We start from the raw sequence: 12858 nt of genomic DNA on the forward strand, positions 1-12858 counted from the left end.
TATGAAAAAAGTATTATTTGTCGCTACAGTAGTAAAAGCACATATTATGGTATTTCATATTCCGTATTTAAAGTGGTTTAAAGAAAATGGATTTGAGACATATGTTTGTGCAAAAAATGATTATGAAGATAATGAAAAATGTGAAATACCCTATTGTGATAATTACTATGATATCCCATTTGAGAGGGCTCCTTTAAAATTAAAAAACATCAAGGCATACAAACAATTAAAAGAATTAATAGAGAATAATGAATTTGATATAATTCATTGCCATACTCCAATAGGTGGGGCTTTATCGAGACTAGCTGCCCGGGATGCAAGAAAAAATGGGACAACTGTCATTTATACAGCTCATGGTTTTCATTTTTATAAAGGTGCACCTTTTATAAATTGGTTGTTATACTACCCTGTTGAAAGATTATTAGCGGGATATACTGACGTACTTATAACCATTAATAAGGAAGATTATAATAGAGCTAAAAAGTTTAAAGCAAAGAAAATTGAATATGTGCCTGGTGTTGGTATAGATACTATGAAGTATAGTGAAATATCTGTCAATAAAAAAGATAAACCTAGTCTTATAGGGATACCCCAGGATAGTTTAATTGTTGTTTCGGTAGGAGAGTTGAATAAGAACAAAAACCATGAAGTGATTATAAAAGCATTAGCAAATTTAAATAATAAAAAAATTTACTATGTAATTTGTGGTCAGGGACCTTTAAATAAACATTTAAAAGAACTAGCAAAGGAGCTAGGTGTAAAAGAACAAGTGAAATTATTAGGATTTCGGAAAGACATAATTGAGATATGCAAAGCTGCAGATATTTTTGCTTTTCCTTCATATAGAGAAGGTCTTTCAGTATCTCTAATGGAAGCAATGGCATCAGGTTTGCCTGTAGTGTGTTCTGATATTAGAGGTAATTATGATTTAATTGAAGAAGAAAAAGGGGGATATTTAGTTAAAGCTAGTGATATTGAGGGGTTTACTAGTAGAATCAACATTTTAAAGGAAGATTCTTTCTTGAGAAATCAATTTGGTGAATTCAATAAAAATAGAGTTAAGCAATATGGAAAAGAGAATGTCATGAAAATAATGGCGGAAATATACAATGAGGGATCTACTAATGCAGGTAACAAATAGTTCTAATCGAATAGCATTCATTATTGGTAGTATGGGAAAAGGTGGGGCAGAAAGAGTAATATCTATTCTAGCGAATAGATATGCTAGCAAAGGTTGGGAAGTCGATATTTTAATGTTATTAGACGATAAATGTGATTATTCTTTAAGTAATAGCATTAATTTAATACCAATAATTAAAAAAGGAAAATCCAGGTTTTCACAGTTGCCTAATTGGCTATCAAGTATTAGGAAGTATGTAAAAAACTATAAACCAAATAGAATAGTTTCATTCGTAGCAAGAATTAACCTAATAACATTACTAGCGTGTCTAGGATTGAATCAAAGAATTCTAATATCAGAGAGGAATGATCCAGCAGCTGATGGTAGGTCGGTGTTTGTAAGATTATCTACCTATGTACTTTATTCTTATAGCAAAGCAATTGTATTTCAAACCAAATGGGCTCAATCCTGTTTTCCAAAAAAAATTCAAAAAAAAGGTATCATTATACCGAACCCTATTAATGTTGCTACTGGAGCTTCAAAAAATAAAAAGAAAAAGCTTGTTTCAGTAGGACGGTTATCAGAACAAAAAAATCAGGCAATGTTAATAGATGCTTTTGCAAAAGTCAATGAAGAACATCCTGAGTATCAATTGTTTATATATGGGGAGGGCCACTTAAGAGATTTATTAAGTCAGCAAATAAATGAATTACATCTAAACGATAAAGTTTTCTTACCTGGAACCGTCACAAATATTCATGAAGTGATTTCAGATGCTGAGATTTTTGTACTTTCATCTAATTATGAAGGTTTATCTAATGCTTTACTCGAGGCGATGATGATGGGGCTACCATGCATATCAACTAATTGTGCTGGATCAAATGAAATTATAAAAGATGAAGTGAATGGTCTATTAATTCCTATTGGGGACACAGAAAGACTTACTGATACCATTAATAAACTAATAACTAATAAAGATTTTTCATCCCAACTCGGTAATGAAGCGAAGACGACAGCAAAGATGTTTGATAGTAAAATTGTTATTAATAAATGGGAAAACGTAATCGAACAGCAATAAAATTAGAGGATGTTTAAGATGAAAAGAATATTATTTGTGATTCCTTTTTTATCTAGTGGCGGTGCAGAAAGAGTCGTTTCCATATGGTCCAGTGAGTTGGCGAAATTAGGTAGCGATGTTCACTTGCTTGTATTTTATAGAGTGGATAATGAATACCCAGTCGAACGAAAAGTGAATTTTCATACAATTTCAGAGGGTAAGTCTGAGTATGTTGCGATGTCCCAAGTACAAAAATTATTTAACCTGAGAAGAAAGTTTAAAGAAATTAACCCAGACTTTGTTTTACCTTTCATATCTCATGTTGGAATAATGGCTACAATTGCCAGTTTATCACTGCCTCTGAAAATAATTGAAACTATTCGTATTGATCCTAGATATAGCCCACAAAAAAAAGTGCTACGAATTCTTAGAAATGTATCAGTCTTTTTTTCAAAAAGGTGTATAGTCCAAAATGAAAAACAAAAAAAGTATTTTCCATTATGGTTACAAAAGCATATTGTTGTCTTCCCAAATCCTATAGCAAACGAATTTATTCAAAATAAAAAGGTTTTTACGAACAAGGAAATTAGAAACATCGTTGCAGTTGGAAGATTAGAGAAGCAGAAAAACTATCCTATGTTAATTCGCGCATTTTCAAAAATTGCACAAGAAAACAACCAAATTATATTGAGAATATATGGAGAAGGCTCTTTATATAACGATTTATACGATTATATAAATAAGCTTAAGCTGAATGATAGGATCATTTTATGTGGCCGAACAAGAAATATTAATCAAATTCTGCAAGAATCGGATATGTATATTCTTTCCTCTGATGCAGAAGGTATGCCAAATTCATTAATGGAAGCAATGGCCATAGGGTTACCTTGTATATCTACTGATTGTCCGACAGGCCCTGCTGATTTAATTGAAAATGGTATGAATGGGTATTTGATTCCAATCCAAGATGAGGATGCCCTTATACAGTCGATGAAAAAAATGATTGGAAACATTGATAATGCCATCGAAATGGGAAAAAGAGCGAGAGTGACAATAGCAACTAGATATACTTCAAATGTAAGTGCAAGCAATTTATTGAAGTTTTTAGAATCATTATAATAAATGTCAAGTGTTAATAAAATCTATAAGGAGTATTTAAATGAAGCGCCCAAAATTGATACAAGCAGCATTTAATATAATCAGATATTCAGCTTTTAAAATATGGCCTGAATCTACTCTTAAAATGGAGTTTAAACGTCATGCAGGATATAAACTAAATCTTAAGAATCCCCAAACCTTCAATGAAAAGTTACAGTGGTTAAAATTAAATTGGTTTGATCCAAAGGCTACCATATGCGCTGATAAATATTCCGTTAGGGAATATGTCAAAGACAAAGGATTAGATCACATACTTAATGAATTGTATGGCGTATATGATAACGTTGAGGATATTGATTTAGATCAGTTACCTGATGAATTTGTAATGAAGGTAACTCACGGTTGTGGACAAAACCTGATTTGTACTGATAAATCACGAATAAACTGGAATTTAGAAAAGAAAAAGTTTAAAAGTTGGCTCAAGACCAGCCACTACTTTGACTCGCTTGAGTGGGTCTATAAAGATATTAAACCAAGAATAGTTGTTGAGAAGTTAATAAAAACTGATGATGGAAAACCACCAAAGGATTATAAAGTTTTTTGTTTTAATGGAGAGCCAAAATGCCTGTTTGTCGCTACAGATAGAGGAGAACATACCACTAAATTTGATTTTTATGATTTAGATTGGAATCATATACCTGTGAAAAACCATTATCCGAATAGTGGAAATATATTGCCTCGTCCAAAAGAGTTAGACGATATACTTGAGTATTCAAGAATTCTATCGGGAGGGTTTCCACATATGAGAGTAGATTTTTATATAGAAAGTAACAAAGTAATATTTGGAGAATGTACGTTCTTCCATTTCTCGGGCAGTGAACCGTTTGAACCAATAGAGTATGATTATAAAATGGGTGATTTTCTAAATATATCTTTAATAAAAAAAGCCTAATTTTTTATACTCGAAAAATTAAATCAATAACTAGGATATCTCTACAAAGACAAGCAAATAAAATAGTAATGTCTATCGGCCTTAGGGCAGAATCATATATTTGCAATGATATTTTAAGGAGAATAAAATGGTTCAAATCATAGCTATTATATTAGGCTTTTTATTTAGCGGTTTATGTATTTTTATAAATCTCTTGTTATATAAGAGGACAAAGAAAATAAGTTTGATAAATATTTTTATTTTTATGTTAATTATCTTTAATGGTATACTTCCTGTTTTTTTAATTAATAATGCTCTAAATAACGCCTTTAGTAAATCATTAACTATAATAGAAGATTATACAATTTCCGGTGTTTTTTTATATTATTCTCAGAATTTAATATTGCTTATTAGTACAACTTTTGGATGGTTACTAGTAAAAAAAGGTTCGTATAATAATATTACTACTAAGGATATATCCAGAGTAAATAATTTAAATTATATTTCAATAAAGAGGATTTCAATTTTTTCATTAATTTTAGCTATGGTTTCTTACTATTTATATAGTAGGGCATATGGAGGTTATTTAGGGTTATTGGATTATACTACGGCAATTAGGAGCGGGTTAATGACGGTAAATAATCCTTTTTCCTTTCTTGAGAAATTTGGTGGTTTTTCATTATTTTCAACATTATTGCTTAGTGGTTTAATTTTAGACAAAAACCATTCAAAAAAAGACTTAATATGGTTAATTGCGTCAATTAGCTTTTCCATATATTACTTGTATTCTCTTGGTGGACGTGCTTCACTTGTTAACTTTTTTGCAGCATTGATGATCGGAATTATTTTCTATAAATATCACGGTAAAATCACTTTAAATTTGGCATTTAAGGTAGGAGGAATAGTTCTTGGAGCTATTCTTGGGCTCTACTATGTTACAAATATTTTTGCAAGAGGAAGTGGCAGTCTTTCAATATATGATTTCTTTATTCAGGAACTCTCATTTCCTTTTGCATCATTTAATATGGTATTAGACTATCCGGGTATGTTCTTATTTAAACATGTTATTCTCACTCCTTTATATTTTTTACCATCTTCCATTTGGATCAATATGGGATTTGATACAGCTTCTTCCTTCAACACACTTCTCTTTATGGGGGCAAGAAAAGGAGAAAGTGGTGTAACAGGTAGCGTACCTCTTGATCTGTTGTCGTTTAGTTGGCTGCAAGGAGGCTTTATTGGATCACTAGTCATAGGTATATTATTTGGATTATTGCTTGCGGTACTCCAAAGAATGATTAATTGTATTCTAAATAAGGGTGTAAAATCATTTGTATTTTCATATGTTGCTGTAGAATTTGCCATTATGATAATAATTTATGGGGATACAGTTCATGTTATCCAGGGGAATTTCTCATTTATAGTTGGTTTTTGCCTACTTTTATCTTTGCTAAAAAGAAACACCAAATTTGTATCATTGTAGATATTATGTATTATTCACGATTACAACAAAAAGGAATTATCGAGTAAATAAAGGTTTTTATGATTATATTATTAGTGAATATTATATTAAAATTAAATATTATTTAAAATATATATTAAAAATGTCTTGATGTAAATAAATTCCATTTGTATAAGGTAAGGAGAATACAATTGAAGAAATCTATTAGGAGCGTTTTAAGGGAAAATCAATTTATAGTTAGTGTATACGATACCCTAAAGCAATATTATTATAGAAGTTTATCAGATGAAACATTTATAAAAAAGAGAATAAAAAAAAAATTAAATAGAGAAGTTAATCTGGAAAGTCCTACCAAATATAACGACAAGCTCCAATGGTTAAAACTAAATTGGATTGATAGAGATGCGACTAAATGCGCCGATAAATATGAAGTGAGAGAGTTTGTAAAAGAAAGAATTGGAGAGAAGTACTTAAATGAATTATATGACGTATATCATTCCATCGATGATATAGATATAGATAAATTACCTAATTCATTTGTATTAAAAGGCACTCACGGATCGGGATATAATATTGTTTGTAAAGATAAAACAACCATGGATTGGAATAAAGAGTTTAAAAAAATGAGAAGATGGATGAGGAAAAATTATTATTGGGAAAACAGAGAATGGGTTTACAAGGATATAGTACCTAAAGTAATATGCGAAAAATATATTGAACAGGATGATGGTGAAGAACTTAGGGACTATCGCTTTTTTTGTTTTAATGGTGAACCTAAATTTATAACGGTTGATTTTAGTATAAATAATAAAAAGAACACAAGAAGAAACTTGTATGATTTAGAGTGGAACTTAATGGAACAAGAAATATCCTATCCTAGAGAACTTACACTTAAAGTTAATAAACCTGATAAATTGGATGAAATGATTAAGTTTAGTAAAATGCTTTCTTCAAGTTTTCCTCATGCTAGAATTGACTTTTATTATATAAAACAAGAAATAATATTTGGTGAAATTACATTTTTTCATCAAAGTGGCATGGGAAAAGTTAAGCCTTTAGAATTTGAAGAAGAGATGGGAAATTGGATACAACTACCTTAAGTTATAATTGAATAATAGCCATTCTTCATTATTTAAGGAGTAAATAATTTGAAAGAAAATGAACTAAGGAATAAAATTTTCAATGCAACAAAATGGTCATCTCTTGCAGAAGTAGCAGCAAAAATAGTAAGTCCACTCACTAATATGGTTTTAGCTAGAATTATTGCTCCGGAAGCCTTTGGGGTCGTTGCGACTGTAACTATGATTACGAGTTTCGCGGATATGTTTACGGATGCCGGATTTCAAAAATATTTAGTACAACACGAGTTTAAAAATGAAGAGGAAAAGTTTAAAAATGCTAATGTAGCATTTATAACAAACTTTGTAATATCTATTTTTTTATGGGGAATTATTACTCTATTTAGCGAGCAAATTGCAGTATTAGTGGGGAACCCAGGTTTAGGAAGTGTTGTAGCGATTGCTTGTATTCAATTACCACTGACAGCTTTTTCGAGTATACAAATGGCTCTTTATAGACGTGATTTTGATTTTAAAACACTTTTTTGGATTAGAATGATTTCGATTTTCATTCCAGTAGTGGTAACTATACCACTTGCTCTATTGGGATTAAGTTATTGGTCATTGATTATTGGTACCCTCTTTATGCAGTTTTCAAATGCCATATTGCTTACTATGAAATCAAAGTGGAAACCAAAATTATTTTTTAGTATAGCAACACTAAAAGAAATGCTATCTTTTAGCTTATGGTCGTTAATTGAAGCGGTCTCTATCTGGTTAACAACGTGGGTTGACGCCTTTATTATCGGAAGTATTCTAAGTGAGTATTTTTTAGGAATATATAAAACTTCTACTACTATGGTTAATTCACTAATGGCCTTAATTACTGCTTCGACAGTTCCTGTATTGTTCTCAGCTCTTTCGCGATTACAAAATGACAGTGAACAATTTAATCGCACTTATTTTAATATGCAAAGGATTGTATCAATTCTTATTTTTCCAATAGGTATAGGTGTGTATCTCTATAGTGATATGGCAACGCAAATACTATTAGGTGATCAGTGGAGTGAAGCCAGTCAGGTAATTGGCATTTGGGCGTTAACAAGTTCAATAATGATAGTATTTGGTCATTTTTCTAGTGAAGTATATCGAGCAAAAGGAAGACCTAAATTATCTTTTTTTGCTCAATTGCTACATTTGATAGTTTTAATTCCAGCTTGCATAATTAGTTCAAAGTTTGGTTTTTGGGCTTTAGTCTATACTCGTTCATGGATACGAATGGAATTTGTTCTTGTGCATTTAATTTTTATGAAAATAGCTATTGGAATACCAATTTTTAAAACATTAAAAAATGTCTATCCGACAGCGATCGCAGCTGTTGCAATGGGGCTTTTAGGATATATTTTGCAAAAATATAACGGAGGAACTACTTGGGTTTTTATTTCAATATTTATTTGTGTCTTGTTCTATTTTGGGGTTTTATTCCTATTTCCCCGTTTACGAAAAGAAATAAGCTTACTAACCAAGAGATTATTGCCTAAAAAGGTTAAAAAGGTAATCTGATTTATTAAAGGAAGAATTTATTTTAGCTGAGTTTTTATATCAAATTAAAATTAGGAGGATAAATGACATGTACAAAATAGCAGTAGCAGGAACAGGCTATGTTGGCTTAGTAGCGGGCGTTTGTTTTGCCGAAGTTGGCCATCAAGTAACCTGTGTTGATATTGATGAAAAAAAAGTTGATTTAATGAAGTCTGGCGTTTCTCCAATCTATGAGACAGGATTGGAAGAGTTAATGCAGAAAAATTATGCAGCAGGAAGAATTAATTATACCACCGATTATAAATCAGCTTATAAAGATGCGGATGCAATTTTTATAGGTGTTGGTACACCAGAGCAGCCAGATGGTTCTGCTAATCTTTCCTATATCGCAACAGTTGTAAGGCAAATTGCTGAGACAATTGAAAAAGATTGCCTTGTAGTCGTAAAATCTACGGTCCCAGTTGGTACAAATGATAAAGTGGAGCAATTTATATATGACTTTTTAGTCAATGATGTAAAGGTAGAAGTAGCTTCCAACCCCGAATTCCTGGCACAGGGTTCTGCAGTGCATGATACGTTGCATGCAGAAAGAATTATTATTGGCACAGAAAGTAAATGGGCTGAAGAAAGACTTATGAATATTTATGAGCCATTTAACTTGCCTATTGTATCAGTAAATAGAAGATCTGCAGAGATGATTAAGTATGCATCAAATGACTTCCTAGCCCTAAAAATATCCTATATGAATGACATTGCTAACCTTTGTGAGTTGGTTGGTGCGGATATTCAGGATGTTGCAAAGGGAATGAGCTTTGATGAGAGAATCGGCAGCAAGTTCTTAAATGCTGGTATTGGTTTCGGAGGGTCTTGTTTTCCGAAAGATACCAAAGCTTTAGAGTATATAGCTAAACAGAATGGTTATGAGCTTAAGACTGTTAAGGCAGCCATTGATGTGAATAAAGAGCAAAAGACAAAGTTATATAAAAAAGCAAGCAAAAGACTTATTACATTTAATGGTCTTAAGGTAGCTGTGCTCGGATTAACTTTCAAACCAGGTACGGATGATTTAAGAGAAGCTGCCTCCCTTGAGAATGTACCTTTGTTGTTAGAGCAAGGTGCAGATATTTATGCATATGACCCTGTGGGAGCGGAGAATTTTGCCAAGGTTCTTCCTGAAGGTAAAAGTGGAAAAGGTAGTATCACATATGTATCAAATATAGAGTATGCTCTAAAAGATGCAAATGTTTGTTTTATTTTTACTGAATGGGGAGAAGTAAAAGCAGTAACACCTGAAAGTTATAAGGCTTTAATGAGAACTCCTTTAGTATATGATGGTAGGAATATATACAATATTGAAGAGATGCAAGAAGCTGGGGTTGAGTATCACTCTATTGGCAGAACATCAACAAAAAGAGATAGTAAAAAGGAGTCGAAGAGACTTGAACTTAAAATCACTAGATACTAATAAAGTATACTTAATTACTGGGGCAGCCGGTTTTATTGGATATAACCTATCTAGAAAACTACTTGGACAGGGATGTAGAGTGGTAGGGATTGATAATCTCAATGACTACTACGATGTAAATCTTAAACATTCCCGTTTAAAACTGCTTGAACCCTATCAAAATTTTACCTTTATCCAAGCTGATATTTCAGATAAATTATTAATTACTCATATCTTTGAAGAGTATAAGCCGAATGTTGTGGTGAACCTAGCTGCTCAAGCTGGTGTACGGTATTCAATAGAAAATCCAGATGTTTATATTCAAACCAACATAATTGGTTTTTATAACATCCTTGAAGCCTGCAGATACAATCCAGTTGACCACCTTGTATACGCTTCATCTAGTTCTGTCTATGGGGCGAATAAAAAGGTTCCATTTGAAGAAACAGACTTTGTAGATAATCCTGTTTCGTTATATGCCTCAACTAAAAAATCAAATGAACTAATGGCTCATACCTACAGCCACTTATATAAAATTCCGACAACTGGATTGCGTTTCTTTACCGTTTATGGCCCAATGGGAAGGCCAGACATGGCGTACTTTGGATTTACCAACAAATACTTTTCTGGTGAGCCAATCAAAATCTTTAACAATGGCGACTTTGAAAATGACCTTTATAGGGATTTCACGTATATAGATGATATTGTGGAAGGGATTGAGCGCCTTTTAAGTAATCCTCCAGAAGGGGATGATTCTGTTCCTCATAAGGTGTTTAACATTGGGAATAACAGTCCTGAGAAGTTAATGGTATTTATAAGATCCCTCGAAAAAGCATTAAGTAATGCTTTAGGGAAAGAAGTAGTATTTGAGAAAGATTTCGAACCAATCAAGCCAGGTGATGTACCTGCTACTTATGCATCTACTAATCAATTGCAGGAAGCTGTAGGCTTTAAGCCTGAAACACCGATTGAGGAAGGGTTGCAGAAGTTTGCGGAATGGTATGTCCAGTATTATAACAAATAACCAATAAAACTCAGACAATGAGAGCCGGCTATAAATAAGTTTAAGGTCGGCTTTTAATTATAAGAACTTTAAATATAATATAAATTAATTAATGTTTATACAAAAATTGGGATTAATCTAATCTCTTATTTAAGGGATATAAAAATTTGTTAAATAATTATAAGAAAACACAAAGCTAGATATTAAAAGGAGAAAAAGGAATTAAGGAAAGACTTTAGAAAAAAAAGCGGCATAGGCAAAAAATGAAATTAAGAAAAAAATTAAGAGACTAGAAACTTCTTTACCAAGGTTAAGAAAGTTTATTTAAAATCTCTCGAGATACGAAGACAGTTGGAAAACCTTAAGAAACAACATGAAGAAAAAGAGAGAGCGAAACTAATAGAGAAAGATCTAGAGTACAGAAGACTGAGAAAAATCTTATTCGTTCGTAATACAAAAGAGATAGAAAAACAATTCAAATGTAATCTTACCTTCTTGTGGAGAAGTGGTTAAGTGGAAGCAGTTGAAAGTTCTATATTCATGAATTATTTGCTAATATGGTAGGTTGATATAGGACAGGAGGATTTTTATTGGATAGCAAGATATCATGAACTCTATATTTCTTTTTGGCCGGTTTCCTAAAAGGCTGCATTTAGTCTTTTAATATGAGTTTGCCCCTTTGATAACCTAATGCAATTTCTGCAAGGAGCTTTTCCGAGTTTAATTACCTGGTTCTCCATCATTCTCCTTTCAATGTAATCTTTAAAAAAATCAAGTTTACCATTTCTTTTTCTTTTCTTTCCGGTGTGTACCGTGTCTGAACTTATGTATTTTTTTACTGTCTTCCGGTCCATTTTCAGCTCTCTTGCGATACTGAAATTCTTATACCTTTTTTTTTACATGTCCTTAATGTTAAAAATACCCATCTAAAATAAAACCATAGCTCCTCTCAATCACTATGGTTTTATTTTAGATGGGGAATTTTATTAAGGCTATAAGGGGGATTTTAGCATCGGCTTAAACAACTCGTAACTGTCCGTCATTATATCTTTAACAACTGGTCACTTCTTTTTACTTGAATATATATTTTTGCCTACGCAAAAACACCTCCGAATCAACACATAGAGTAAATTCGGGGGTGTTTTATAGTGTCTCATTTATTTAGGCTAGGTCTAGACAATCTTTCCTTTTTTATTTCAGATTAAGATGTGCCTTCAATTCATTTTGAACTCGTTGCTGCTCATCGCTTGAAATAATCAGATACCAAATCTTATTTAATGTCTGCCCATTACCGGACATGGTCATCTGTTCAATATTTCCCGCAGCATCTCTATAATTTTTCTGAATATCCTTCATCTCAGCAAAAGTCATATTTGTACGCACATTCTTCCCGAGTGCTCCAAAAATATCGTCAAAGTTTGTCAGGGAGTTAACACTTATTCCCTTTTTAATAACACCTTGGATAATTTGGCGCTGACGGTCCTGTCGCCCAAAGTCTCCTTTAGGATCCTGTTTTCTCATCTGGACATACGCTAAAGCAGCATCACCATCAAGATTATTGCTTCCTTCAGTAAACTGATAGGCGCCTTGATTAAATGAAAGGGAGCTATTAACCGTAATACCACCTACTGCATCTACTATATCCTTAAACCCTTCCATATTCACTTTAATATAGTAATCAAGAGGGATATCCAGGAAATTCTCGACAGTTGCCATGGACATTTCTTCATTTCCAAATGCATAGGCATGGTTAATTTTATCCTCGAATCCTTTTCCTACAATCTCCGTTCTCGTATCACGGGGAATGCTGAGCATCTTAATGGACTTATCATTCGGATTAACGGTGAGGACAATCATAGTATCAGAACGGCCTTTGTCACCTGAGCGCTCATCCACACCCAGCATCAAAACAGAAAATGGCTCCTTTTTAGCCAGTGTAATTTTTTCAGTCCGTTTATCTGATTTCTCCCGGTCAATCGGCTGGTGCATGGTTTCCACAGCATCTGTCAGAGATTTATATACCATAAAGGCATAACCGCCTCCGCCAATCAGTAAAACCAAAAATAATATTCCGATCACTTTCAGCCATTTCGGCTTTTTCTTTCTTTTTTCGGCTCTCATCTATTAAATCCTCCACGTTTTT

General features: G+C 32.5%; 10 protein-coding genes and 1 pseudogene. 9 read left to right on the top strand and 2 right to left on the bottom strand.

Annotation, left to right across the window (positions count from 1 at the left end; all coding sequences use genetic code 11):
- Position 1: 1 nt before the first annotated feature.
- The 9 genes from MKY20_RS06020 to MKY20_RS06060 all read left to right on the top strand — a co-directional run bounded on the left by MKY20_RS06020 (position 2) and on the right by MKY20_RS06060 (position 10736).
- On the top strand, positions 2–1141 hold the full coding sequence (locus MKY20_RS06020) for a glycosyltransferase family 4 protein (RefSeq protein WP_251174199.1): 1140 nt from the start codon (positions 2–4) through the stop codon (positions 1139–1141).
- Positions 1125–2198 carry a glycosyltransferase family 4 protein gene (locus MKY20_RS06025; protein WP_251174198.1) on the top strand — a complete coding sequence of 358 codons (1074 nt, stop codon included), beginning with the start codon at positions 1125–1127 and terminating at the stop codon, positions 2196–2198. Before MKY20_RS06020 ends, MKY20_RS06025 begins: the two co-directional genes overlap by 17 nt.
- Before the next feature lie 18 nt (positions 2199–2216).
- A complete protein-coding gene (locus tag MKY20_RS06030) occupies positions 2217–3296 on the top strand; it encodes a glycosyltransferase (protein WP_251174197.1) in 1080 nt (359 codons plus the stop codon).
- 40 nt (positions 3297–3336) lie between these two features.
- Positions 3337–4227, top strand: a complete 891-nt coding sequence (locus tag MKY20_RS06035) for an ATP-grasp fold amidoligase family protein (RefSeq protein WP_251174196.1) — start codon at positions 3337–3339, stop codon at positions 4225–4227.
- Positions 4228–4354: 127 nt separating this feature from the next.
- On the top strand, positions 4355–5689 hold the full coding sequence (locus MKY20_RS06040; RefSeq protein ID WP_251174195.1) for an O-antigen polymerase: 1335 nt from the start codon (positions 4355–4357) through the stop codon (positions 5687–5689).
- 170 nt (positions 5690–5859) lie between these two features.
- On the top strand, positions 5860–6768 hold the full coding sequence (locus MKY20_RS06045; protein WP_251174194.1) for an ATP-grasp fold amidoligase family protein: 909 nt from the start codon (positions 5860–5862) through the stop codon (positions 6766–6768).
- A gap of 48 nt (positions 6769–6816) precedes the next feature.
- Entirely contained in the window at positions 6817–8289 is a 1473-nt protein-coding gene (locus tag MKY20_RS06050; RefSeq protein ID WP_251174193.1) for a lipopolysaccharide biosynthesis protein, read from the top strand.
- 67 nt (positions 8290–8356) lie between these two features.
- Positions 8357–9733: a UDP-glucose dehydrogenase family protein gene (locus tag MKY20_RS06055; RefSeq protein ID WP_251174192.1), complete on the top strand. Its 1377-nt coding sequence runs from the start codon at positions 8357–8359 to the stop codon at positions 9731–9733.
- Positions 9708–10736, top strand: a complete 1029-nt coding sequence (locus tag MKY20_RS06060) for a GDP-mannose 4,6-dehydratase (RefSeq protein WP_251174191.1) — start codon at positions 9708–9710, stop codon at positions 10734–10736. The genes MKY20_RS06055 and MKY20_RS06060 overlap by 26 nt, the downstream gene beginning before the upstream one ends.
- A gap of 634 nt (positions 10737–11370) precedes the next feature.
- Here the strand turns inward: MKY20_RS06060 and MKY20_RS06065 are convergent.
- Positions 11371–11587: pseudogene (locus MKY20_RS06065) on the bottom strand (IS21-like element IS5376 family transposase); the annotation flags it as partial.
- A 319-nt stretch (positions 11588–11906) separates the two neighbouring features.
- Entirely contained in the window at positions 11907–12836 is a 930-nt protein-coding gene (gene tagU, locus MKY20_RS06070; protein ID WP_251174190.1) for a polyisoprenyl-teichoic acid--peptidoglycan teichoic acid transferase TagU, read from the bottom strand.
- Between the last annotated feature and the right edge of the window lie 22 nt (positions 12837–12858).

It is taken from the genome of Cytobacillus sp. FSL W8-0315, from assembly GCF_038002905.1.
GTDB classification, from domain to species: domain Bacteria; phylum Bacillota; class Bacilli; order Bacillales; family Cytobacillaceae; genus Cytobacillus; species Cytobacillus pseudoceanisediminis.

Excerpts from the sequence above, each read along its gene's own strand:
- MKY20_RS06020 (WP_251174199.1), top strand. The coding sequence starts at position 2 with ATGAAAAAAGTATTATTTGTCGCTACAGTAGTAAAAGCACATATTATG.
- MKY20_RS06025 (WP_251174198.1), top strand. The coding sequence starts at position 1,125 with ATGCAGGTAACAAATAGTTCTAATCGAATAGCATTCATTATTGGTAGT.
- MKY20_RS06030 (WP_251174197.1), top strand. The coding sequence starts at position 2,217 with ATGAAAAGAATATTATTTGTGATTCCTTTTTTATCTAGTGGCGGTGCA.
- MKY20_RS06035 (WP_251174196.1), top strand. The coding sequence starts at position 3,337 with ATGAAGCGCCCAAAATTGATACAAGCAGCATTTAATATAATCAGATAT.
- MKY20_RS06040 (WP_251174195.1), top strand. The coding sequence starts at position 4,355 with ATGGTTCAAATCATAGCTATTATATTAGGCTTTTTATTTAGCGGTTTA.
- MKY20_RS06055 (WP_251174192.1), top strand. The coding sequence starts at position 8,357 with ATGTACAAAATAGCAGTAGCAGGAACAGGCTATGTTGGCTTAGTAGCG.
- tagU (WP_251174190.1), bottom strand. The coding sequence starts at position 12,836 with ATGAGAGCCGAAAAAAGAAAGAAAAAGCCGAAATGGCTGAAAGTGATC.